This is a genomic window from Lacunisphaera limnophila (assembly GCF_001746835.1).
Classification (GTDB): Bacteria; Verrucomicrobiota; Verrucomicrobiia; order Opitutales; family Opitutaceae; genus Lacunisphaera; species Lacunisphaera limnophila.
This window is the reverse complement of sequence record NZ_CP016094.1, coordinates 2,581,066-2,604,475: the sequence shown is the minus strand read 5'-3', so window position 1 is coordinate 2,604,475 and position 23,410 is coordinate 2,581,066. Positions and strand designations below refer to the sequence as shown.

At 66.9% G+C, this 23,410-nt stretch carries 22 protein-coding genes; 8 read left to right on the top strand and 14 right to left on the bottom strand.

Going from position 1 to position 23,410, the window contains the following annotated elements; genetic code table 11:
- Positions 1-183 precede the first annotated feature (183 nt).
- The 3 genes from Verru16B_RS10780 to Verru16B_RS10770 are packed head-to-tail and all read left to right on the top strand — an operon-like array spanning position 184 to position 3,357.
- Positions 184-1,008 carry a CheR family methyltransferase gene (locus tag Verru16B_RS10780; protein WP_069962289.1) on the top strand — a complete coding sequence of 275 codons (825 nt, stop codon included), beginning with the start codon at positions 184-186 and terminating at the stop codon, positions 1,006-1,008.
- Between the two features lie 2 nt (positions 1,009-1,010).
- Positions 1,011-2,099, top strand: a complete 1,089-nt coding sequence (locus Verru16B_RS10775; RefSeq protein ID WP_083270279.1) for a protein-glutamate methylesterase/protein-glutamine glutaminase — start codon at positions 1,011-1,013, stop codon at positions 2,097-2,099.
- Positions 2,092-3,357: an HD domain-containing phosphohydrolase gene (locus Verru16B_RS10770; protein WP_069962288.1), complete on the top strand. Its 1,266-nt coding sequence runs from the start codon at positions 2,092-2,094 to the stop codon at positions 3,355-3,357. Before Verru16B_RS10775 ends, Verru16B_RS10770 begins: the two co-directional genes overlap by 8 nt.
- A gap of 509 nt (positions 3,358-3,866) precedes the next feature.
- Here Verru16B_RS10770 and Verru16B_RS10765 read toward each other — a convergent pair.
- The 3 genes from Verru16B_RS10765 to Verru16B_RS10755 are packed head-to-tail and all read right to left on the bottom strand — an operon-like array spanning position 3,867 to position 7,173.
- Positions 3,867-5,504, bottom strand: a complete 1,638-nt coding sequence (locus Verru16B_RS10765) for a methyl-accepting chemotaxis protein (RefSeq protein ID WP_069962287.1) — start codon at positions 5,502-5,504, stop codon at positions 3,867-3,869.
- A gap of 29 nt (positions 5,505-5,533) precedes the next feature.
- Positions 5,534-5,962: a type 2 periplasmic-binding domain-containing protein gene (locus Verru16B_RS10760; protein ID WP_069962286.1), complete on the bottom strand. Its 429-nt coding sequence runs from the start codon at positions 5,960-5,962 to the stop codon at positions 5,534-5,536.
- A gap of 20 nt (positions 5,963-5,982) precedes the next feature.
- Complete coding sequence (locus tag Verru16B_RS10755; protein ID WP_083270278.1) at positions 5,983-7,173, bottom strand: hypothetical protein; 1,191 nt, start codon at positions 7,171-7,173, stop codon at positions 5,983-5,985.
- A 182-nt stretch (positions 7,174-7,355) separates the two neighbouring features.
- Here Verru16B_RS10755 and Verru16B_RS10750 point away from each other — a divergent pair, with 182 nt between their 5' ends.
- Positions 7,356-7,877 carry a chemotaxis protein CheD gene (locus Verru16B_RS10750; RefSeq protein WP_069962285.1) on the top strand — a complete coding sequence of 174 codons (522 nt, stop codon included), beginning with the start codon at positions 7,356-7,358 and terminating at the stop codon, positions 7,875-7,877.
- Positions 7,878-8,143: 266 nt separating this feature from the next.
- On the opposite strand, the gene Verru16B_RS10745 is transcribed toward Verru16B_RS10750, so the two are convergent.
- Both Verru16B_RS10745 and Verru16B_RS10740 read right to left on the bottom strand, forming a co-directional pair.
- The gene (locus Verru16B_RS10745; protein WP_069962284.1) at positions 8,144-9,022 is read right to left on the bottom strand and encodes an HDOD domain-containing protein; all 879 of its coding nucleotides are present in this window, start codon (positions 9,020-9,022) and stop codon (positions 8,144-8,146) included.
- Between the two features lie 23 nt (positions 9,023-9,045).
- Positions 9,046-11,253, bottom strand: coding sequence for a chemotaxis protein CheA (locus tag Verru16B_RS10740; RefSeq protein WP_069962283.1), 2,208 nt, complete (start codon positions 11,251-11,253; stop codon positions 9,046-9,048).
- A gap of 146 nt (positions 11,254-11,399) precedes the next feature.
- Here Verru16B_RS10740 and Verru16B_RS10735 point away from each other — a divergent pair, with 146 nt between their 5' ends.
- Positions 11,400-11,903 (top strand): chemotaxis protein CheW, encoded by a 504-nt coding sequence (locus tag Verru16B_RS10735; protein ID WP_069962282.1) that lies wholly within the window; start codon positions 11,400-11,402, stop codon positions 11,901-11,903.
- 170 nt (positions 11,904-12,073) lie between these two features.
- On the top strand, positions 12,074-14,527 hold the full coding sequence (locus tag Verru16B_RS10730) for a hybrid sensor histidine kinase/response regulator (RefSeq protein WP_069962281.1): 2,454 nt from the start codon (positions 12,074-12,076) through the stop codon (positions 14,525-14,527).
- A 184-nt stretch (positions 14,528-14,711) separates the two neighbouring features.
- On the opposite strand, the gene Verru16B_RS10725 is transcribed toward Verru16B_RS10730, so the two are convergent.
- The 4 genes from Verru16B_RS10725 to Verru16B_RS10715 form a co-directional block, all read right to left on the bottom strand.
- Positions 14,712-15,878: a response regulator gene (locus Verru16B_RS10725; RefSeq protein WP_069962280.1), complete on the bottom strand. Its 1,167-nt coding sequence runs from the start codon at positions 15,876-15,878 to the stop codon at positions 14,712-14,714.
- 20 nt (positions 15,879-15,898) lie between these two features.
- Positions 15,899-16,264, bottom strand: coding sequence for a chemotaxis protein CheX (locus Verru16B_RS10720; RefSeq protein ID WP_237023390.1), 366 nt, complete (start codon positions 16,262-16,264; stop codon positions 15,899-15,901).
- Positions 16,222-16,446, bottom strand: a complete 225-nt coding sequence (locus Verru16B_RS18855; protein WP_237023389.1) for a hypothetical protein — start codon at positions 16,444-16,446, stop codon at positions 16,222-16,224. The genes Verru16B_RS10720 and Verru16B_RS18855 overlap by 43 nt, the downstream gene beginning before the upstream one ends.
- Positions 16,447-16,549: 103 nt before the next feature.
- The gene (locus Verru16B_RS10715; RefSeq protein WP_069962279.1) at positions 16,550-17,995 is read right to left on the bottom strand and encodes a sigma-54-dependent transcriptional regulator; all 1,446 of its coding nucleotides are present in this window, start codon (positions 17,993-17,995) and stop codon (positions 16,550-16,552) included.
- A 149-nt stretch (positions 17,996-18,144) separates the two neighbouring features.
- Between Verru16B_RS10715 and Verru16B_RS10710 the strand changes: the two genes are divergently transcribed.
- Positions 18,145-18,552, top strand: a complete 408-nt coding sequence (locus Verru16B_RS10710) for a hypothetical protein (protein ID WP_069962278.1) — start codon at positions 18,145-18,147, stop codon at positions 18,550-18,552.
- 87 nt (positions 18,553-18,639) lie between these two features.
- Here the strand turns inward: Verru16B_RS10710 and Verru16B_RS10705 are convergent, their stop codons facing one another.
- The 5 genes from Verru16B_RS10705 to fliD all read right to left on the bottom strand — a co-directional run bounded on the left by Verru16B_RS10705 (position 18,640) and on the right by fliD (position 22,254).
- On the bottom strand, positions 18,640-19,005 hold the full coding sequence (locus Verru16B_RS10705) for a hypothetical protein (protein ID WP_069962277.1): 366 nt from the start codon (positions 19,003-19,005) through the stop codon (positions 18,640-18,642).
- A 2-nt stretch (positions 19,006-19,007) separates the two neighbouring features.
- Complete coding sequence (gene fliS / locus Verru16B_RS10700; RefSeq protein ID WP_069962276.1) at positions 19,008-19,436, bottom strand: flagellar export chaperone FliS; 429 nt, start codon at positions 19,434-19,436, stop codon at positions 19,008-19,010.
- Positions 19,437-19,440: 4 nt separating this feature from the next.
- Positions 19,441-19,722: a hypothetical protein gene (locus tag Verru16B_RS10695; RefSeq protein ID WP_069962275.1), complete on the bottom strand. Its 282-nt coding sequence runs from the start codon at positions 19,720-19,722 to the stop codon at positions 19,441-19,443.
- A gap of 148 nt (positions 19,723-19,870) precedes the next feature.
- Positions 19,871-20,542, bottom strand: coding sequence for a hypothetical protein (locus tag Verru16B_RS10690; protein ID WP_069962274.1), 672 nt, complete (start codon positions 20,540-20,542; stop codon positions 19,871-19,873).
- Positions 20,542-22,254 carry a flagellar filament capping protein FliD gene (fliD, locus tag Verru16B_RS10685; RefSeq protein ID WP_069962273.1) on the bottom strand — a complete coding sequence of 571 codons (1,713 nt, stop codon included), beginning with the start codon at positions 22,252-22,254 and terminating at the stop codon, positions 20,542-20,544. Before fliD ends, Verru16B_RS10690 begins: the two co-directional genes overlap by 1 nt.
- A gap of 312 nt (positions 22,255-22,566) precedes the next feature.
- Between fliD and Verru16B_RS10680 the strand changes: the two genes are divergently transcribed.
- Positions 22,567-23,379: a flagellin gene (locus Verru16B_RS10680; RefSeq protein ID WP_069962272.1), complete on the top strand. Its 813-nt coding sequence runs from the start codon at positions 22,567-22,569 to the stop codon at positions 23,377-23,379.
- The last annotated feature ends 31 nt before the right edge of the window (positions 23,380-23,410 follow it).

Sequence of the window (23,410 nt, the reverse complement as noted above, 5' to 3'; positions counted from 1 at the left end):
AGCGCTGTAACCCCTGATAGGTAAGGTGATATATTTTTCTCTCCGCGCGACGCACCGCGCCACCACCAGCCGCCCGAACCGAAGGCAAAATTTGCCGGGCAGGCGGCGGGGTCCGGCCGCTTTTTTTACGCAGCGGCCTTAATCGCGCCCGGTTTAGGCCGATGCCTAGGGGGATAAAACCATATGAGGGAAAGTGAGTTCGATTTCATCCGCCAGTTGGTCTACCAACGGAGCCGCATCTGTCTTGACGCCGACAAGCGCGAGATGGTCAGTGCCCGTCTGGGCAAGCGACTGCGGGCCACCAACCTCGGCACCGTGACCGAATACTGCCAGCTCCTGCGCTCGCCCGAGGCGACCGAGGAGCTGTCGCATCTCATCGATGCGATCTCGACCAACCACACGTTTTTCTTCCGCGAGAACGCCCACTTCGACTTCATGCGGTCGCATGTGATCCCGGAGATGCAGCAGCGCCGGCGCACGGAGAACTGGCCGCGCTTCCTCGCGTGGAGCGCGGCGTGTTCCTCGGGTGAGGAGCCCTACTCGCTCGCCATCACACTGGCTGAGGCGATGCCGGCCGGCTGGGACTGGCACATCCAGTGCACGGACATCTCGCACCGCATCCTCGCGCGCGCCAGCCAGGGGATCTACACCGAGGACGTGGTGGGCCGGCTGCCGGTGCCGGTGGTACGCAAGCATTTCCAGAAGGGTATCGGGCCGCAGGAGGGCAACTACCGCGTGCGGGCCGAGCTGCGCGAACGGCTCTCCTTCCACCAGCTGAACCTGCTCGAGCGCGACTCCCCGCTCAACGAGTCCTTCCACGTGATCTTTTGCCGCAACGTCATGATCTACTTCGACCGGCAGACGCAGGAGGAGCTGGTCAACCGCCTGGCCCGGCGGCTCGTGCCGGGCGGCTATCTGCTGGTCGGGCACTCGGAAAGCCTCACCGGCATCAACCATTCTCTGCAAACGGTGCGACCGGCGACGTACCGCCGGGCGCCGGCCTCCTGACCATGAATCCGTCGCGCAAAATCCGGGTGCTGATCGTGGATGATTCCGCCTTCGTGCGAAAGGTGGCGACGGACACCCTCGCCGCCGATCCGGGCATCGAGGTGGTCGGCACCGCGGCGGACCCCTACGAGGCGCGGGACCGCATCCGCGAACTGCAGCCGGACGTGGTGACGCTCGATTTGGAGATGCCGCGCATGGACGGGCTGACCTTCCTGCGGCTGCTGATGGAGCACCGGCCGCTGCCGGTGATCGTGCTGAGCTCGCTGTCGCAGCGCGGCTCGGATTTTGCGCTCGAGGCGCTGCGCCTCGGCGCGGTGGATGTGCTCGGCAAGCCGAGTGGCTCGAGTTCCTTTGGCAACCTCGGCCCGCAGCTCATCGCCATGGTGAAGACCGCGGCGGTGGCGCGGATTCGCCGCGCCGGCGTGGCGCCGACCGGCGCCCGGGCCCTCCCCGGCCGGCTGCGCATCGACCGGCGGGCCTGCATCCTGCTCGGCGCTTCCACCGGGGGACCGGAGTCCCTGCGCGAGGTGCTCACCGCCCTGCCCGCCGGCCTGCCCGGCATCGCCATCGTGCAGCACATCCCCGCCGGCTTTTCCCGGGCCTACGCCGACCGGCTGAACGGCCTCTGCGCCTTTCCCGTACGCGAGGCCGTGGACGGCGAACGACTCGACCCCAACATGGCCCTGCTGGCCCCGGGCAACTTCCACCTGATGCTGGCCTGGCAGGGCGACCACTACCGCGTGCGGGTGGTGGATGGCCCCCAGATCTGGCATCAACGCCCGGCGGTGGACCTGCTGTTCAAGTCGGCCGCCGATTGCGGGGCCGGCCCGCACGCCATCGCGGGCGTGCTTACCGGCATGGGCAAGGACGGCGCCGAGGGCCTGCTGCGGCTGCGCGAAAAGGGCGCCAGCACCTTCGCGCAGGACGAGGCCAGTTGCATCGTCTACGGCATGCCCAAGGCCGCCTGGGAAAACGGCGGCGCCCAGCGCCAGCTGCCGCTTGACCGCATGGCGGCCCACCTGACCGCGCATTTTCTCGCCCCCCTCTCCCATTCGACCCCGCCCACCCCGGCGGCCTACCGCCATGAGTGATCCGACCCTGAGCCACACTATTCTCATCGTGGACGACGAACCCGTCGTCCTGGGTGCCCTGAAGGAAACGCTCGAGCGCGAGCGCTACCATGTCGTCGCCTGCTCCAGCCCGATCAAGGCGCTGGCCATCCTCGCCGAGCGGCAGTTTGCGGTGATCATCTCCGATCAGCGCATGCCCGAGATGCTCGGCCTGGACTTCCTGGTCGAGAGCCGCAAGACGCACCCGAACGCCTCGCGCATCCTGATCACCGCGGTGCTGGCGCTGCCCACCATCGTCGAGGCGATCAACAAGGGTGAAATCTTTCGCTTCATCGCGAAGCCCTGGCTCCGCGAGGAACTGCTGGCCACGGTACGCAATGCGATCCAGCGCCACGACCTGATCATGCGCAACGAGGTGCTGCAGGCCCGCTCGCAGCAGCTCAACGCCCAGCTGACGGTCGCCAACGGCGAGTTGGAACAGAAGGTCCGCGACCTGGAGACCGAGCGCGCCAAGCTGGATGTGGCCAACACCGAGTTATCCTCGCGCTACGAGAGCTCGCTCGAGCTCTGCCGCCGCATCCTCACGGCCTATGACCCCGTGCTGGGCGGCCAGGCCAAGCTGCTGGTGGAATTCGCCAACAAGATGGGCGAGACCGAGCATTTCAGCGAACCGGAACGCCACGCGCTGCATGCCTCCGCCTGGCTTTGCGACCTCGGTCTGATCGGCGTGCCCCGCGAATTGCTGCGCACGTTCCGCTCCGCCCCGGCCAGTCTCACGGAACGCGAGCGCGCGACGATGCAGAACCACCCCGTGTACAGCCAGACCCTGGCGGCGCTGGTGGATCCGCGACCCGAGACCGGGGCCATCATCCGCGGCCACCACGAGCGCTACGACGGCACCGGCTACCCGGACGGCCTCGCCGGCAAACGCATCCCGTGGGCCGCGCGCTGTCTGGCCGTGGCGGTCGGGTACGTGGAGTCCGGCCTGCCCAAGCAGGCGGCGATCGACCAGCTGCTCGCCAAATCGGGCACCCATTACGACCCCGAGGCCATCCGACTTTTCCTGAAGGTCTCCAACCTCGTGAACCTGCCCCGCAGTGTGCGCGAGATCCTGCTCGAGGAGCTGGAGCCCGGCATGGTGCTGGCAACCGGCATCTACAGCCCGCACGGCCTGCTGCTCATCGGCGAGGGCCAGCTGCTCGGTCCGGGTACGATCAACAAGATCCGCGATCACAACCAGATCGCGCCCATCAGCCAGCGGCTGCTGGTGTATTCCTGAGCGGCGCCGGACCTCGGCCAACGCCGGGACGCGGACCGGAGCCACGGTGTGCCGGGGCCGTAACCATCACCCGGAGAGCTTACCCGGTGGAGAGTCCCCCCGGCGGGCCTTACCGCAACTAAGGACCGACCCGGGGCCAGCAGCGTAGATCCAGAGAGACCCTCTCTACACCCGGACATCGCCGGAAACCGCGAGAGACCGACGTAGTTTAATAGACTACTTGGAGGTAGATCCGCGCGGGACGGTGGAGCACGAGCCTTTCAGAGGTGGCATGTCGGCCTCTTGAGTTCGCTTTGCCGGGGGCTGGTGGCAGTCGTTTACGAGCAGAGATTCCCCAGAGACCCGTTTCGACAACACGTCCCGTTGGCTTGACGCAGGGGAGCCTACCCAGGACGCCGGCGGAGGGAGAAGGCGGACGGAGCGGCGGGTGGGAATCGGCCAAAAAAGAAGGGCCCGCCGTTAACCGGCGGGCCCTTCCTACACACCTAACCAAAGATCAGGGGGAACGCTCAGGATCCGGTCCAGAAGCTGTCGTCGCTGGCCGAAGAGCCGGCGGCGACGGGGACCTTGGCGCGGGGCGCGGCCGGGGCGGCGGCGGCCGAGGCAAAGGAGGTCGGCCGCGGGGCCGCGGGGCTGTGGACGGGAACCGAGACAGGGGACGCCGCGGGCGCCTTGGCCTTGGCCCGGGCCCCGACCAGGTGCCGCAGGTCGTCGACGAGGTCCTGCAGGTGGGCAGACTGGGTGGATAGTTCCTGCGCGGCGGCGGCCGATTCCTCGGCGCTGGCGGCGTTGGCCTGCGTGATGCGGTCCATGCGGGTCACGGCCTCGTTGACCTGGGTGATGCCGGTGGACTGCTCGCCGGAGGAGGTGGCGATCTCGACGACGAGTTCGTCCATGCGGCGGACCTGGCCGACGATGGTGCCGAGCATGTCGGAGACCTCGACGCTGACCTTGGCACCCTCGTCACTCTTGTGGAGGGCGGCCTCGATCTTCTCCGCGGTCTCCTTGGCGGCCTGCGCGCTGCGTTGAGCGAGGGCGCGGACCTCCTCGGCGACGACAGCGAAACCGGCGCCAGCCTCACCGGCGCGGGCGGCCTCGACGGCGGCGTTGAGGGCGAGAATGTTGGTCTGGAAGGCGATCTCGTCGATCGTCTTGATGATCTTGGAAATCTCGGAGCTGGACGACTTGATCGCGGTCATGGCAGCAGTCATCCGCTGCATGCCGGCGGCGCCGGCATCCACCGCGGTGCGGGCCTCGGCGGCAATGCGTTTGGCCTGCTGGGCGGAGTCGGCGTTGCGTTTGGTCATGCTGGCCATCTCGACGAGGGAGGCGCTGGTTTCCTCGAGGGCGGCCGCCTGCTCGCTGGAACCGTCGGCCAGGCGCGTGCTGGTGGCGTTGAAGCCGGCGGCCTTGGCGTTGATGTCGCTGGCCTCGTCGCCGAGGGAGACGGACAGCAAGCCAAAGCGACGGCTGACACGGTAGTTGAGGAACTGCACGCCGGCGACGAGCAGCACGGCGAGACCCGCGGTGATGGAGCTGAGGATGAGGGTCGTGCGCAGGTTGTCCGCGAGGACCTCCTGCGTGGCCCGGCCGTTGTGACTGGAGAGGGTGAAGACGTGGTTGTTGAGGGCGGTCAGCGCAGTCTCCACGGCGGTGTAGTCGCGGGCGACATCGCCGTCGAGGATCTGCATGGCGCGCTCGAAGTCACTCGCCTTGAGGGCCTCCTGCAGGCGGCCGACGCTGGCGTCGTAGCGCGTGAGCGCGGACTGGACGTCAGCCTGGGCAGCCTGGGCCTCGGCGGATACGATTTGTCCGCCGAGGGTGGTCATATGCTCCCCTATCTCACGCCGGTGCGCCCCCGCTTGCGCCAGCTTCCGGGCCTGCGTCTCCTCGTCACGTCCCGTGACGTACTCGAGGTTGGCGAGGTTGTATTTGAGCACGTGTTCCTGCAACCGCGCCAGGGACTGGAGCCCGGGCAGCAGACGTTCGCTCAGCTCCGCCGTGCGGCTGGAGCCGGTACGGGAGAGGCGGAACGAGATCGCCCCGAGGAACACGATGAGGGCGGCCAGGAAGGCGAAGCCCAGCGTGATGCCCAGGAAGGAGCGGCGCAGGTTGAGCGTGTTTGGGCGGGAAGCAGAAGCGGCCATGGGAGGGAAGGATCGGCGGAAACGACGGTTCAGGGGGTGGGCACGAGGGTGGCCACGGTGGCGTCGACGGCGGCGCTGTCGACGAAGCCGATGGCACCCGGGGTCTCGGCGACGAACTTGCGGAGTTCATCCTCCGAGTCGAAGGCCTTGGGCGCGGTGCCGCCGCCGGTCATGGCGAGGCGGCGCCAGTGGTTGTTGAAGGTGCTGGCGTTCATGTCGGCGTGGGCCTTGTAGATTTCCTCAGCCACGGGACCGGACTTGAGCACGGCGAGCACGACGCGACCGGCGCCATCCCAGGCGACCTTCTTCCCGAGGAAGACGGACTTGAGGGTGGCGGCGTCGATTTTCTCGGCCGCCACGTTCTTGTTGGTGATGAGCACGGGGGCGGCTGCGGCCGGCAGGAGAGTGGCCAGGGCCAACAGCAGGCCGGCGAGGAGGCGCTTGGAATAGGTGTTCATGGGTGGTGGATTCCGGGGACTTAGAAGCTGAGCGTGGTCTTGACGGCGAAGAACGAGGAGGAGTCCTTGATGACCGCGTTCGGGGTGCGGGGCGTGTTGAAGACGTTCATCGTGCCATCGATCCAGTGGTACTCGGCCTTGATGAGGACGTTCTCATTGACGTCATAGCGGAAGCTGATGGCGGTGTCGTAGTTGTGCTCGCCGGTGCTGGAGTAGTCGTCCTTCTGCACACTGTAGTAGGCGCCGGTCTCGAACCGCGCGTTGAGACGGCGGGCGGCGGAGACATACCAGTTGGTGCTGCCGGTGCGCGCCACGCTGGCGGAGAAGGGATTAATGATGTCGAAGGTGCCGCGGACCCGCTGGTACTCGGCCGCGAGGGTCCAGTCGCCGGTCACATACTCGCCGAAGACGGTCCCGTAGGTGTAGCTGTCAGTCGTGAGGTTCACGCTGGCCGCCGGGAAGAAGGCGAAGGGGCCCTTGGCGTAGAGCTCGCTGAGCTCGGAGTAAGAGCCGCCGAGCTTGAGGCCGTTGACCGGGGTGGTCCACAGGAGGTGGCCGCCGGCCGTGTGATCCATGCCGATGGTGCTGACGCCGGCGCTGGCGTACAGGGAGGTGGTGTTGAAGAAGTCAGCGACGCCCTGCTTGGGTTTCATCGGGATTTCACCGTAGAAGGCCTTGTAGTCGACGGACCCGGCGCGGCCGAGTTCCACCGAGCCGTAGAGCATGCCGCCGTTGAAAGCAGAGTTGAAGTCGCGCACCACGGGATTGTAGAGCGACATGGGCAGGAAGACGAAGGGACGCACGGCGTCCACATCGAGGGCCTCGCCGTAGAGGCCCTTCGGGAGCTTGACCCGGCCGACGCGGAGGCCGATCTCCTGGCGGAAGTTGTAGTCGACGACCGCCCAATCGAGGAGAACCTCGTCATCGCCATAGTTGCCGATGGTCTGGGCGAAGCCCTGGGCCCCGACGCGCAGGTGGGAACCGACCGTGGTGGAGACGTTGACCGCCATCTCGCGGAAGTCGAAGGTGCCGTCCTTCGCCTCGACGGGGTAGTTGTTGCCGGAGCTTTGGATCCAGCCCTGGCTGAAGAAGCCGCCGATCTGGATATTGTCTTTGGTGCCGACGCTGACGGAAGCGGACACGGAGGTGAAAAACGCGAGCAGCGCGAAAAGGCCGGCCGCACGCGGGAGGTGGTTTACAGGGTGCATCATGGTAGGATGCGCAACGGCACGGGTTGCGGGGGACTGTAGCGTGTTTTGACAAAAAATATCCGGGCGCAGAAATGCCCTCAAGTACGGGGCCGCGCGGACGTATTCCCTCATACGCGGTCCATGTCCTCCCTACTCTTTTCCCCAACCCGGCCCATCTCCCGGGTGGTCCGGCCGTAATCCCCATGAGCGGCTCTCCCACCATTGCCTCCCTGTTTGCCCAGCGCGTCGTCATCGGCGTGGGGGACATGGCGGTGTCCAACAACGCCAGCACCGTGCTGAGCACGTATGCCCTGGGTTCCTGCATCGGCGTGATCGCCTATGATCCCGGCGCCAAGTGCGGGGGCATCCTCCACCTGATGCTGCCGGAGGCCTCGGTCTCGCCGCAGAAGGCCATCACGCAGCCGGCAATGTTCGCCGACACGGGCCTGCCCCTCTTTTTCAAGGCGCTGATCGGCCTCAAGGCCGAACGGGGCCGGCTGAAGCTCTTCATCGCCGGCGGCGCGAGCGTGATTGCGGGCCAGGACCCGTTCAAGATCGGCGAGCGCAACATCCGCGCCACCATGGATTTCATCAACACCCACGCGCTGCGCGTCGTGCAGAGCGACACGGGTGGATCATTCAACCGCACGGTGCATCTGGAATTGAGCACCGGTGACGTGCGACTCGTGACCCCGAATGGCAAGAGCCAGCTCGCGCTGGGTTGAGCGAGAGTCTGGGTTAAAGAATTAGTACCCCGGATCCGGCCTGATCCGTGATACTTTGGGCTAGGTTCGACTGACGGGTCTGCGGGGATGACCGAACCTCAGGCTGATGGGCCAGCGGCTGCCAGCAGGATCCGCCCAGGCTACGATGCCGGAACACCTCCGCAGGGATCTAGTCCACCGCGAGGAATGGTCCCGGCGCAGATTGGAAAACGCGGCCTCGACGGGAGGCCGAAACCGTGGGGCGGCCCGTAAGCGGGCCGCCTTTTTCACAGGGCGATCGTGCCGTTGTGCAGCTTCTCGCCCAGACGGGCCGAGGCTTTCTCGAGGACGATCGGCATGGCCGAGTCAAGGATGTCGGTGGTAAAGCCCCACTCGGTGAGGAAAGCGCCGTGGATCTGCGTGAGAAAACCCTCCTCCATCACACCAGGCCCCATGGAGGTGGCGAGGTATTTGGCGGCGTGGAGATGAGCGAGCAGCGGCAGGGCATCCGCCGGGGCGCTCATGGGCAGGAACTGGTGCTCGACCGCCCGGATGAAGAGCGCGGGGAAGTTCCAGGCCTTGAGGAGCCGGGTGCCGGCATCGGCATGGTGGTAGCCAAGCACGGTGCGCTCGGCCTGTTCCCAGGTGCATTTCGTCTGCTCGGCGCAAACACGGACGGCCGGGTAGAAGTCATGGCAGCTGTGGGCCAGGGCGAGTTTACCCACGTCGCAGACAAGACCCGCGGTGTAGGCCAGCTGCGGATCGATGCGCTCTGTGGTGCTCGCGAGCACCTCGGCCGCGATCGCGGTGCAGAGGGCGTGGCGGCTGAAGTCGCCGGGGGACCAGCGCAAGCCGGAGGTGACTCCACCCTCCCAGCGGCCGACCAGCGCGAGGGCGGCCAGGCGGTAGATTTCCTTGGCGCCCAGCCGGAAGACGGCCTCCTCGACGGTGGCGACGGAACCGCGGCCCAGAGCGGCGGAGTTGGCCAGCCGGAGGGTGCAGGCGGCGAGCGAAGGATCGAGGGAGATCAGGCGCTCGATGTCCTGCGCGGAACTGGAGTCGCTCTGCAGGGCCTGGGACAGGCGGGGCAGGAGCGAGGGCGCGCAAGGCAGCTTGAGCGCGGCTTCGCAGACTTTCTCGATGGTCGGGGGCAGAGGGGCGCTCATGGAGGAAAGGGAGGTAAGGGGGATCAGGCGACCTGGAGGATCGAGGCCGGGTCGAGGATGAGGGCGATGTTGCCGTCGCCGAGAATGGCGCCGCCCGAGACCCCGGGCAGGCCCTGCATGAAGGAACCGAGGCTCTTGATGACAACCTCCTGCTTGCTGACCATCTCGTCGACGAGCAGCGCGGAGGTGCGGCCGGAGTGCTCGATGATGACCACGATGCCCTCCCACGGATTCTCGATGTCGGCGGTGATGTTGAAGCGGCGGTGGAGGCGGTGCAGCGGCAGGATGCGGCCGCGGAGCTCCATGACCTCGCCGGTGCCCTGGATGGTGGAGATAGTGTCGCGGGCGGGGCGGAGGGCCATCTGCACGGAGGTGGCCGGCAGGATGAACCGGTCCTGGCCGACGCGCACAACGAGGCCGTCGATGATGGCCATGGTGAGCGGCAGCTTGATCTTGAAGACGGAGCCCTTCCCCACCTCGGAATTGATCTCGATCTTGCCGCGCAGCTTCATGATGTTGCGCTTGACCACGTCCATGCCGACGCCGCGGCCGGAGACGGCCGTGACCTTCTCGGCGGTGGAGAAGCCCGGGGCGAAGATGAGGGCGAAGATCTCCTCGCGGCTGAGGGTCGCGTTGGGGGCGATGACGCCCTTTTCCACGGCCTTGCGGTAGATGACGTCGGGGTTGATGCCCCGGCCGTCGTCACGGAGCTCGATGACGATGTTGCTGCCCTGGTGGTAGGCGCTGAGGTGGACGGTGCCGGTCTCGGGCTTGCCGGCGGCTAGGCGGACATCGGCGGGCTCTAGCCCGTGGTCCATGGCGTTGCGCACCATGTGGACCAGCGGGTCGGCGATCTCCTCCACGACGGTGCGATCCAGCTCGGTCTCGTCACCGGAGGTGACGAATGCGACCTTCTTGACGCAGCTGCGGGCGAGGTCGCGCGCGAGGCGCTCCATCTTTTGGAAGGTGGGTTTGATCGGAATCATGCGCAGCGCCATCGAGGTGTGCTGCAGTTCCTTGGTCAACCGGGTGAGGTGGGTGACATTGCGCTGCAGGGGCGAACCGCTCTCCATGCCGATGCTGCGGGCGGATTCCATGATCTGGCTTTGCACGATCACGAGTTCGCCGACGACATCCATGAGGGAGTCGAGTTTCTCGGTGCTGACGCGGACGGTCTGCCCGGCGGCGGCGGCTTTTTCCGCGCCGGCGGCGATCTTGGCGGCGGAGTTGCCCGCGGCGGCCAGGGCGGCGGCCTCGGCCGCGGCCTCGGCGGGGGCAGGTTCGGCCACGAAGGGTACCACGGGCGCGATGGCGGCGACGGGGACAACCGGCTCGGGCACCGGGGCCGCGGCCCCGACGGGCGCGGGCGGCGGCACCACCAAGGCCTCGACGGGAGCCGGCTCCGGCATAGCCCCATCGGGCACGGCCAGGCGCTTGACGGCGGCCATGAGGTGGCTGACGGGAATGATTTCGCCGGGGAGACGTCCCTGTTCGAGGGCGACCCCGACCTGCTGGGTGAGGGCCTGCAGCGCATCGCGGCTGCGCAGGACCTCGGTGATGATCACCGAATTCAGGCGCAGCTTGTGGTTGCGGGCGAGATCGAGCAGCGACTCCACCTCGTGGGCGAGGGTGTGCATCGGGACGAGCCCGAGGAAACCGGCGTTGCCCTTGATGGTGTGAAAGGAGCGGAAGATGGAATTGAGCGCCTCGGGATTGTCGGGCTCATGGTCAAGCGAGAGCAGGGCGGCCTCGATCTGCTGCAGATGATCCACGACCTCGGCGTGAAACTCGGAGAGCAACTCCTGGTTGTCCTCGAGCTGGAAGGTCATCAGGACATCGCGGGACTCGGCTTTCGGGGCGGCCGGGTTGTCCCCGGGTGCGCCGGCCGGCGAGGTGCCGGGAGCGGCCGCTCCGGGCGCGGGCGGCAGGGTCGTATCGTTGCGCACGGCGTCGATGGCGGAGCCGAGCCACTCGACCGTGGTGCGCAGGCGCGCGAGGAGTTCGACGGAGAAGGGCTGGGCGGAGTCCAGGCACTTTTCCAACGCGGCGAGGAGCGTGGTCAGCGGCTCGCGCAGGGCGGGTTGCCCGCTGCACAGTTCGCACAGTTCGCCGACCAGGCTGTAGGCCGGGACAAGGCCATCGTCGCGGCCGGCGGTGGCCAGCATGGATTCGGAGGCGAGGCGGTTGACGGCGTTCTCGAGCGCCGCGTAATTCTCAGGTGATTTAGGCATGAGGCCCGGGGAGGTAGGTGGTTCGTCCCCGTTATCGGCGGGCCGCGGGTCGGCTTAAGGTAAAACGCTTCGCCGGTGGAAGATCGTGCTCAACCGGCAAGGGGAAGAGCCGATAAAACCCCAGCGGGCCGTCGGCCCGTTAAACCATGAGCAACCAGCCCGCCACCGTCACCACCGCCGCGCGTCACGCCGGCAAATATCTCACCGTCGGTCTCGCCCACGAGGCCTACGGCATCGCCGTCCTGAAGGTCCGCGAGATCATCCGGATGCTTAAAATCACCCCGGTCCCCCAACTGCCCCCCTATGTGAAGGGCGTCATCAACCTGCGCGGCCGCGTGATCCCCATCGTGGATCTGCGGGTGAAATTCGGCCTCGAGGCCGAGTTCACCGAGCGCACCTGCATCGTGGTGGTGCAAGTCCGGCCCGCCAGCGGCCAGACGGTGCAGATGGGCCTGATCGTCGACTGCGTCGAGGAGGTGGTGACCCTCACCGACGCCGAGATTGAGCCGACGCCGGAATTCGGCTGCCACATCGACACTTCCTACCTGCTGGGTCTGGCCAAGGTGAAGGGCCAGGTGAAAACCCTGCTCGACATCGACCGCGTGGTCGCCCCCGAGGCGGTGCAGCAGATCACCCAGGCCGCCGGGTAAGGCCGCGGGCCGGGTTGGCACCAGGCGCCCCGCGACGACCGGCCGGCTGGACAGACCCGGCGTTGTCCGCTACGGCTTGTAGACCCCATGAGTCAACCGCCTACCCGGCCCTCCCCGCCCCGTCCGGGGGGCCGGGTGAATCCGGCCGTCGTCGCGACGAGGCGCTGGCGTTGGCGCTGGAAGCCACGCTGACGAGCATCTGGGACTACGACGTCGCGGCCAACCGCGTCCAACTGGATGGCAACTGGTCGCGCATGCTCGGCGGGCCGCCGGGCGAGACCGTCACCCCGATCCGCGAGCTTCTGGCCCGGGTCCACCCCGACGATCGCCGACGGGCCACGAAGGCCTCCTTTGACTGCATTGCCGGCCGCACGGCGGAATACAGCCAGGAATACCGTTTCCGGGACCAACAGGGCGAATGGCTTTGGGTGCACAGCCGCGGCCGGGTGACCGGCCATGATGAGCAAGGTCGCGCGAGCCGGATGATCGGCACAAACATCGACGTGACCCAACGCAAGGCCACCGAGCTCGCCGCGTCCCGTCAGCTGGAATTTTTGCAGGCGTTGAACCAGACCACGCTGGAACTGATGGAGCGCCGGTCGCGCGCGGCGATCCTGGAGGCCCTGGCCGGTCACGCGGCGCCGCTGCTGGAGGCGACGCAGGTGGAGGTGGCGCTGGTGGAGGGTGACGAACTGGTGACCCATGCCTACGGCGGGGCGCGCCCCACCCGGGGCGGCCAGCGGGCCGGCCGCCGGGAGGCCGCGTTATCCTGGCAGGCCATCGACGCCCGGGAGCCGGTCATCCGGCACGGCCTCATCGCGGGCGCGGAGCCGGCGCCGCAGTACCGGCAGGCGGGATTTCAGGCGATCGCGCTCTTCCCCATCCTGCACGGTCCGCGCTGCCTGGGGGTGCTCGGCTTCATGCGCGAGGCCGACCAGTGCTTCAATGCGGAGGACCGGCAAAAAGGCGTGCTCCTGGCCCAGCTGGCGGCGCTGGCGATCCACAACGCCTCCGTTTACGAGGATGCCATCCAGGTGACCGAGGCCAAGACCGCGGCCCTGCGGGAGAGCGAGCAGCTTTACCGCTCGCTGGTGGAGAGTGTAAGCCAGGGCAACTACATCGCGGACCGGCGGAGCATCTTCACCTATTGCAACCCGGCCATGTACGTCTTGGGCGACTTTGCGCCCGGGGAGCTGGTGGGCCAGTCGAGCTTCCGGCTGGTGGCCGAGGAGGACCGGCCGCAGGTCATGGCCAAGTACCGGCAGTGGATCAACGATCCCTCCATCCGGCACGTCACCTGTGAGTTTCGCGTGGTGGCCAAGCATGGCCGGCAATTCTGGGTCGAGCAAAACACGGATTTTGTCCGCGACGCGAACGGCCGGGTGCTCGAGGGCCGGAACATGCTGCGGGACATCTCCGAGCGCAAGGAGGCCGAGGCGGCCCTGCGGCGGAGCGAGGCCCAGCTGCGGCAGGCCCAGAAAATGGAATCGCTCGGCACGCTGGCCGGGGGCATTGCCCATGACTTCAACAACATCCTGACCGGGATCCTGGGATTCACGCAGCTCAGCCTCGCCGACCTGGAGCCCGGGCACGCGGCCGTGCCGTGGCTGGAGGGTGTGATGAAGTCCGGGGAGCGGGCCAAGGGCCTGGTGCAACAGATCCTGACCTTCAGCCGCAAGACGGAGTCATCGCGCAGCCCGGTGCGGCTGCAAAGCGTGGCCCACGAGTCGCTCGATCTGCTGCGTTCCACCCTGCCGGCGATGGTCCGGCTAGAGAGCCACCTGGACCCCGGGTGCGCGGCGGTGCTGGCGGATCCCACGGAGATCCACCAGGTCATCCTCAATCTCTGCACCAACGCGTGGCACGCGCTGCCCGAGGCGGGCGGCACGATCCAGGTGACGCTGGCCGAGTATGCGGTGGATCTGGCCTTTGCCGCCGACCATCAGCCGCTGCAGCCGGGCCCGCACCTGCGGCTGGCGGTGGAGGACAACGGGGCGGGCATGGAGGCCGAGACGCTGGAACGTATTTTCGAGCCCTTTTTCACGACGAAGGAGGCGGGCAAGGGCACGGGCCTCGGGCTGGCCGTGGTGCACAGCGTGGTGCATGCGCATGGCGGTGCGATCCGGGTGCACAGCACCCCGGGCCGGGGCACGCTGTTCGAGATTTTCCTGCCGACGCTGCCACCGGCCGAGGCACCGGCGCCGGCCGGGGCCCCGGCGGACCTGCCGGGTGGGCGGGGCGAGCGGGTGCTCGTGGTGGACGACGAGCCGGACAGCGGCACCGTGATCACACGGCTGATCGAGAAACTGGGTTACCAGGCCACCTACTGCGGCGAGCCCTTCCAGGCGCTGGCGCTCCTCTATACCAATCCCTTCGACATGCTGGTGACCGACCTGGCCATGCCGGGTCTGCCCGGCGATGAACTCGCCCGGCAGGCGCTGGTGCGGCGACCGGAGCTGCCGGTGCTGCTGCTTTCCGGTTTCATCGAGCCGGGCAAGCAGGCGAAGCTGCGCCAAATCGGGGTGCGCGAGATCCTGGACAAGCCGCCCGCGCTGGCGGAGCTCGCCGGCGCGCTGCATCGCTGCCTGAACGGGCAGGTCACGAAACCTGCCGCGCCGCATTGAGACACCGCCGGGCCGGCGCGGTGGGATTCAGGCCAACAGCCACATGGCGCCGGCGTTGATGACCGGACCGGCCCCCGCGAGGCCGGCGACAGCCAGGCCGACGCTGGTACGCATTGAAGCGAACGTCCCAAAAAAAAAACGGCACCCAAGAAGGGTGCCGGATGGGGACGGGGGGCGGACTCCCTCAGGCAGTCGCGAGGGCCGGGGCGGCGCTGGCCGCCGGCGCTTTCGTGATGCTCGCCTTGGCTTCCTCGAGGGTCTCGTGGAAGTTCCAGGAGCGGGTTTCCTCGAAGCCCTTGCACTCGGCCGTGAGCTGGTGGTTGCCGACCAGGGCGTAGTTGACGCCCGTGTCCTTGCACAGCTGCATGGCCGTGACGAGCTGCTTGATCACGCCCATGTGGAGGGATTTCAGCGCCTCGCAGTTGATGATCGCCTTGTTGTGGCCGGCATCGACCGCTTCGGTGAGCTTGGGCTTCAGGTACGTGGCGATCTCGGCGAGAGCGGCGGGCGTGCTGTTTTCCGGCATCTTGAACAGGAAGAACCCGTCCTGGATGGTGAAATAGCGCGTCGAGGTATCGAGGTTCATCGCCTTGGCGATGCGGGCCTCAAGGTCGAGCGGGTCGATGGGCTTGGTGATGACGGTGGTGAAGCCGACGGTCTGCGCCTGCTGGACGGTGTTGACCTCGGTCTTCACGACGAGGCCGAACACGGGCGTGTACTTGGTCTTCACGTTGGTGCGCAGGAGGCGAAAGAGGGCAAAGGCCGACTCGTCGGGCAGGGAGAGGCTGAGGATGGCGATGTCCGGGGGCGACTTGGTGCAGAAGTCGATCGCCTCACCCTGGGTGGTGGCGCCGACGACCTTCCACGGCGTATGCTTGAGGCCTTCCTGGATCTGCTGGATGATGGCGGGCTTGTCCTCGACGACAAGGATGGTGGCCGGGTCGGTGAGTGAGCGGGCTTTGGTCGGGCTGTCGGCCAGCGGCTTGAGATCGATGATGCGGCCGGCCTTCTCGATGAGGACGTCCTCCTCGAAGGGCTTCACGATGTAGTCGCGCACGCCGATCTTGGCGATCTTGAGCACGTGGTCGCGGCCGCCCTCGGCGGTGAGCATCATGACGGGGATGCCCTTGAGCTGGGGATCGGCCTTGAGCTTGGTGAGCATCTCGACGCCGTCCATGACGGGCATGGTCACGTCGAGCAGGATCAGGTCGGGCATCGACTTGGCGGCGAGGGCGAGGCCCTCCACGCCGTTGCCGGCCTCGAGGATCTCGCAGTCGTAGCTCTTGAAAGTCTTCCGCACGATGATGCGGACGGTCTTGGAATCATCAACGGTCAGGATCTTGTTGCGCATGGGAGGGAGGCAGAAAGGGATTATTCACCGGCATCGCCGGACTTGAGGAGGATATCGGCCACGAGGCGCTCGCCTTCGCAGTCGAAGGAGTAGATGAAGCGCTGGGAATCGCTGATGGGCTCGATGCAGAAATTGCGGCCGCGCAGGATGGACGGGATGGTGAGCTTGCAGGGAAAGCCACGGTCGCTAAGGCCGTTCTTGAAGCTGCCGACGGTCATGTTGGTGATCTCGCCGATGGCGTCGTTGATGACCTCGTCGCCGGCCTCGTCGACCTCGGCATCGGTCATGCCGAGCATGTGGCCGGTGCAGTGCTTGGCGAAGTCGCCCTCGAAGTAGAGGTAGATCAGGCCGTTGACCTCGCCGAGGAAACCGACGGTGCCGACCACTTGGGGGTTGGCGGCCAGGTTTTCGTCGCGCAGGGCCGGGGGCAGGCCTCGGGGCCGCCGGAGATGGAGACCGCGCCGAGACGGGCGACGCGGTGCAGCATGGTCTTGAACACGTCGCAGACCGCGCGGTTGATGTTGTCGCGGATCAGGGTTTCGGAGATGTCTTGAGTGGCGGCAGGCATGGGGAGGCGAGGAGCAGCGATCATTCGCTTGCCAGATATCGGCCGGCCGGCCCGGGACTTTAGCAACGTTCGGCGATGTTTTTCGCCGGGAGGTTCGATCCGCCTATTCCTCGTCAGCCTCGGCGCCCACCAGGTCGCCCTCCGCGCGGTATTCCTGCAGCTTGTTGCGCAGGGTGCGGATGCTGATACCGAGCAGGTCGGCCGCCTTGGTGCGGTTGCCGCCGGTCTGCTGGAGCGCGGCCTTGATGGCCTGCTTCTCCATCTCGGCGATGGGGCGCACGCCCGCGGGGCTCGACTCGGCGACCGCCGCCGTCGCGGAAAGCCCGTCCGTCTGCTCAAAGTCAAAGGAATCGGCGCTGAGGAGGGATTCGCCGGAATCACCCCCGCCGGCGTTGGGCAGGCCAAGCGCGGCGGCCGACACCGGCCGGTGGGGCTCGGTGAGAATCACGGCGCGCTCGATGGTGTTCTGCAGTTCACGGACATTGCCGGGCCAGCGGTAGGCGAGCATGGCGGCCTCGGCGGTGGGGGAAAAGCCGGAGAGCTTGGCACCGAAACGGCGGCTGCAGCGGGCGAGGAAGTGGCCGGCGAGCATGAGGATGTCTTCGGGGCGCTCGCGGAGCGCGGGCACGTGGACCGGGAAAACGTTGAGGCGGTAATACAGATCCTGCCGGAAGGAACCCTTCTCGATGTAAGAGAGCATGTCGCGGTTGGATGTGGCGATGATGCGCACGTTGACCTTGATGGTGCGACTGCCGCCGACGCGCTCGAATTCGCGCTCCTGGAGCACGCGGAGCAGCTTGGCCTGGAGGGAGCCGGGGATCTCGCTGACCTCGTCGAGGAGCAGCGTGCCCTGGTTGGCCAGCTCGAAGCGGCCGGCGCGGCGGTCGGTGGCACCGGTGAAGGCGCCCTTTTCGTGGCCGAAGAACTCGCTCTCGATGAGATTTTCCGAGATGGCGGCGCAGTTGACCTTGATGAAAGGCTGGGCGCGGCGGGGGCTGCGGCGGTAGAGCTCGCGCGCGACCATCTCCTTGCCGGTGCCGTTTTCGCCCGTGATGAGCACGGTGGCGTCCGTGGGGGCCACGCGCTCGATCAGCTGGCGGAGGCGGTTCATGACGGGGCTGCGGCCCACGAGCAGGGCGTCGTCCTGGTCGTCGCTGAGCAGCTGGCTGACCTGCTCGAGCTGGCGGAAGGCCTGGCCGCGCTTGATGAGGATGTCGATCTGGGAGGGCCGGAAGGGCTTGACCAGGTAGTCGAAGGCGCCGGCGCGCATGCAGGCCACGGCGGATTCGATGGTGCCATAGCCGGTCACCATCACGACGAGGGGGTGTTCGGGCAGGGTGGCGAGGCGTTCCAGAAAGTGATGGCCGTCGCCGTCCGGCAGGCGGATGTCGAGCATCACCAGGTCAAAGGACTCCCGCAGGGTGATGGCCTCGGCCTGGGCCAGAGTCTCCGCCACGGATACGGTGAACTTGCGGCGGGTGAAGATCTCTTGGAGGAGGCTCCGCACCACCGGTTCGTCTTCCACGATGAGGACTTTCTCGAGCGGCATGTCAGGTCAGTTACGGGGGGCCATGAGAGATAGGTGGGCCCGGGAGCCGGTTCAACGCCTTTTCAACGCCCTTGAAAAATATATTTCTCAAGAAAGCGCCGGGGCGTCCGATGGGGACAGGTGCGTCCCCTTCCTTTACATCCGCCGATATGAATTCCCGCCTGCTTTCCTTCCTCTCCGACTTCGAGCGTGCGTTGCAAGCCGATGATCCCTCGCCGGATGACGGATCCTGGCAGACGAGCCGGGCGGTGAACTACCGCAGTGGGCTGGCCCGCCTGCAGTTGGGCGTGCGACTGCCCGACCAAGGCATGAAGAATCGCGGCTCCGTTTTGCTGCAAAGTTACATGCTGGCCGACGGGTCGGGCTGCCTCAAAGCCCAGCTCAACTGGGCGGGCAGCGAGGCTACCGTGATGCATTCCATCTTTGCGAAACCGGACTGTTCGTGGAAGACCGAGGCCCGGCGCCTGGCGGCCACGTGGATGGCCGGGGCGCCCGCCCATGTGGCGGTCACGGCCGTGGAGCCGATGGTGGCCGAACCCGCGGTGGCGGTGGGGTGAGCACCGGCGCGGCCGGCCCAAGACATGGCGGGGACCAATCCCCGACCGCGAGACGTACCGCGTAGGCGCCGGAGCAACCCCGGAGGGTCAGGCGGCGGTGTTCAGTCGCGACTGCGTGACGGGCGCCGGTTGGCCGTAGGCTGGAGCGACGCGCCGCAGGCGGCCGCGGGCCTCATTGACGCGAGCCAGCTCCCCTTGGAGGCGGGCCAGCTGTGCGTCGAGAAAATGATGATTCTGGCCGGAGCGTTCCAGCAGCAGGTCCACGCGCGGGCGCAGGGAGGCCACGGCGGGGACGGCGGCCAGGGCGCACAGTTTTTCGACCAACGGGGCGGCGCGCTCGCGGACGGCGACGGCTTCGACGAAATCCATCGTGCGGACGAGCAGCGTCTCCTGCCCCACCAGCTCCTCGAGCGCGGTGAGCAGACGCTGTGCGGTCTGGACGGGGGTCTCCATCGTCAGGCGACGTGGTGCAGGGCGGGAGACGGGACGGAGGTCTCCTGCTGGCGCAGCATCTCGGACCAGGCGTTGCGCACTTCGCCGAGCAGGCGTTCCACCTCGGCGATGGGGGCGCTCTGCTTGCGGAGGTTGGCTTCGACCAGGCGGCGGTCGTAATAGTCGTAGAGCTGGTGCATCGTGCGGGCGAAATCGCCGCCGGCCTCGAGGTTCAGGGTGCCCTGGAGCTCGGCGATGATCTTCTGGGCCTTGGTGAGCTGGGCGTTGACGATCTCGTACTGGCGCGGATCGGCCGGGGCGTGGTCGCAGGCCTGGCGGGCGATCGCGAGCGAGTTGAGGGCGGCGTCGAACAGGAGCAGCACGAGCTGGCCCGGGCTGGCCGTGAGGATCGAATTGGCGCGGTAGGTCCGCGCGTAATTCTGGGCGTACATGGACTCAGTCCGCCTGGTCGAGAGGATCGGGGCTGGACAGCAACGCGCTGCCGACCGAGCGAAGGATCTCCGGCGACGGCCAGGAGGGATCGGCGGCCAGGGCCCGGCCACGGGCGACCACCTCGGGGCGGATCGCGGGCTGGGCCTGCAGGGCGGATTTGAGGGCGGCCGAATTTTCCGGGGAAAAGCGGTCGGCGGCCTGGGCGCCGGTGGGCGCCGTTTTGGCATGGAGCACCACGCCCTCAGGGCGCAGCACACGGTCGGAAGAAGACGCGGAATTGATCATGGGCTTTCGTTGTGGTTTAACACGGTCAGCCTCTGACTGTTGTTACAGGGAACGCCGTTTGAGATAGGTGGCTAATCGTCGCCGGAGCGGCGGACTTTAGAGGGAAAGACGTAAAGTGCATGTAAGCGTTTTACCAGCCCGGGCTGGTTCAGCGGGGCGGCAGGGTGCGAAACATGAGTTCGGCCGCCACGGCGCTGAATCGGGCCGGACTTTGCATCACGGCGGGGGTCGGATCCACCAGGGGGGCCTGGACGGCGGTGCGCTGCCGCATACGGATGCTCTGGCGCAGGTTAGGATCCTCGGCCGAAAAGAGCTCGTCGAAGGCCCAGACCATGCGCACGTCATGCGCGCGGGCGAGCTTGGCCCGGAACCCGACCGCCAGCGGTTGGTGCGGCCGGAAGGCGGTGAGGTCAACAAAGAGAATCGCGTCGACCGCATAGCGCGTGGCGATCTGATCCAGGAAACCGTGGGGCAAGGCCGCCACCGAGGAGAAATCGGCCGCGCCGTACAGCCGGTGGCAGTCCGCGCGGGAGAGCGGGATCACCTCGAAGCGCTGCTGCTGCTGGAGAGCGTTCAGGAGCACGCCATCCAGCACCTCGAGGGTCTCCTCGGCGGCGAGGCCGCCGCCATGCAGCGGCAGCACGACGACGCGGTGCAGGTCGCCGGGCATCTGGGCATCGCCCCGGAAATTGACCGGTGTGTAGCCCGGCCCGCTGTCCAGGCCGAGGGGATCGGCATGCCCCGGCGGGTTCTGGCAGCCGGCGAGCACGCCGAGGGCCAGCACGAGAAGCCCGGAAAGGGATAAAAGACGGTGGTTCATCAGGAGGAACTGGTGCCAAAGGCGTTGGCAATGGCCGAGCTCTGCTGCTGAATCTGCGACTGGGCTGACTCCATGGCAATGAAGCCACTGGTGAGGAGTTCGCGCTGCTGGACGAGACGGCGCTCGAGGTCGGCGATCTGCCGGTCCAAGGTGCTGTTGGTCGCGGCCAGGCGCTCCTGGACCCCGTCGCCGGAGTCGATCATCGCGGTGACTCGGGTCTTGAACTTCGCCGCAAAGCCGGTGGTGGCCGTCGTGAAGAAGGCCTCGACGTCCGCCGCGCTGTCGGTGAGGGCGGCCTCCAGCTTGGTGGTGTCGCCCACGGAGAGTCGGCCGTCGCGGTCGGTCACAATACCGAGGTCGTCCAGGCGGTCGACGGCGCCGAGTCCGGCAATGGCGCTGAAACCGAGGCTGCGCAGGTCGCGTTGCCAGGCCTGCACCTCGCGGTTGTTGGTCAAAACGTTGGTCGTGACCTTGCCGTTGGTGGAGGTGACCCTCGTCTTCTCGTCGATGAAGAGTCCGACCGCGTTGAAGGCGGTGATAAAGGCGTCGATCTTTTCCTTCATCTTGGCGGTGTCGGCCCCGACGGTGATGGTCTCGGCGGTCGTGCTGTCGGCGGTGACGGTCAGGCCGGTGATGCCGTGCGCGGTGGCATCGAGGGTGTTGCTGGTGCTGATGATGGTGCCGCCGTTGTTGACGCTGAACTCGGCATTCTCGCCGCGGACCACGGTGTGGCCGCTGGTCAGGCCGAGCGCCCCGAGCAGGCCGCCGGCGGATTCGCTGACGGTCATCCCGAGATCCCCGGTGGTGTTGTTGGCCAGGGTCATGCGGTCGTTCACGGCGTCGTAGCTGGCGGTGACGCCGGCGCCGGAGGCGTTGATGCGCTTGACCACGGTGCTGATGGAATCGGTATTCACGTTGTAGGCAACGTTGACGCCATTGAGCGTGAAGGAGCCGGCGCCCGTGCCGTCCACCGCGGTGATGGCGGTACGCAATCCGGCCGTGGCGAACGTGCTGTTGGTGCGGGCGGAGCCGAGGGTGCCGTGGCTGGTGAGGGTGCCGGTACCGTTGTTGGCGAGCTTGAGCACGGCGAGGAGGTTGCTCGTGTCGTTGGCCGCGCCGAGGACGATCTCGGCATCGGTGGCGCTGTCGAGGGTGATCCGGTCGGTCAGCGGGTCGTAACTGGCTGTCACGTCGTTGCCGGTGGCGGTGGCAATCGCAGCGAAAACCGTATCGAGGGAGTCCGTCGTGGCGACGGTCACCGCAGTGCCGTTGATGGTGAAGGTCCCGGCGGTGGGGATCGAGGCGGTGCGCAGCGTGGCCAAGGTCAGACCGGAGACATCGGCAGTGGTGTTGAGGCCCGAAGTGATGTCCGCGGCACCCTCCCGGCGCGCCTTGGTGGCGAGTTGGGTGACGTTAAAGGCATAGCTACCGGCGGCAGTGCCCGAGGTGGCGGCAAGATTCCAGGTGGAGCCGGTGGTGCCAGAAGCCGCGGTCCGACCAGAGAAAAGGCTCTGGTCGCTGAGCGTGGTCGACGCGGTCTGCAGCGTCGCAAGCCGGGTATTCAGGTCCTTCAATGCGTTGGACTGCTGGGTGTTAACCAACTGTTCACGCTCGATCCGGTCAATGGGCGCGCGCTCGATGTCCATCAACTGGTCCACGAGGGATTTCCAGTCGAGACCGGACGCGAGTCCTGAGAGTTGCATGGTGGCCATGAGAGGAGCGGGGACACTGCCCCACCCCTTCATCGGTCACCCGGGGGGAAAGTTAAGCCCGGCAAAATTATTTTGGAGGCCGAAAAACCCCCGCGTCGCCAGGCGCGCCGTCGAGCGAAAACCGAACCCGCAAACGGAGGGGCAAACCGGGGCAAAAAATAAATCCCGTGCCAATCATGTCTAAATCTTTCGCGAGGTCGGGCCGTTATCTGGGTTGCCGCGAATCAGAACCAAGGCCGGACCGCTCAGGGACCGTTTCTCCCCGAGCCGAATGCGACACGGACGTCGCAACTCAAAATCAAGGAAGATACCATGTCAGTCGTCATCAACACCAACTTCGCTGCGACGGTCGCGGCGAACAACCTCGCCGCCTCGAATGGCATGCTCCAGAAGAGCATGAACCGTCTGTCCAGCGGCTCGAAAATCGTCAACCCCGCCGACGATGCCGGCGGTCTCGCCGTGTCCATGAAACTGTCCGCCGCGGCCAAGCGTTCCGGCGCCGCCGCCAGCAACATCGGCAACTCCGTCTCCTTCCTGCAGTCGCAGGACGGCGTGCTCAAGGTCACCGGCAAGGTGCTCGAGCGCATGGGCGAGTTGCTGACGCTGTACAGCGATCCGACCAAGAACACCGATGACCTGGCGAACTACGACGCCGAGTTCACCGCGCTGCAGTCCGAGCTCGATTCCCTCACGGGTGAGAGCTTCAACAGCGTGGCGCTGTTCGGCACCGACACGCTCAGTGTCGCGGTCTCGGAGGACGGGTCGTCCAACGTCAACATCAGCGACAAGGACCTCAGTTCCACCGCTGCGGGCATCGGCAACCTGATCGCCACCTCCGTGACCTCGCTGGCCGACATCACCCTCACGGACATCACCGACGCCATCCAGTACGTCGCGACCTATCGCGCCACCAACGGCGCGGAGCAGAGCCGCCTGGGCTTCGCCCTCGAGGTCCTGACGGTCAACAAGGCCAACCTCGAGTCCGCCAACAGCCGCATCTCCGATGTCGACGTGGCGGCCGAGAGCACGCAACTCGCCCGCTGGAACGTCCTGGTCCAGTCCGGCACGGCCATGCTCGCCCAGGCCAACCAGAGCGCGCAGACCGCGCTCCGCCTGCTCCAGTAAAACGGAGCGCCCGTAGTCCGCGCGGGATCGG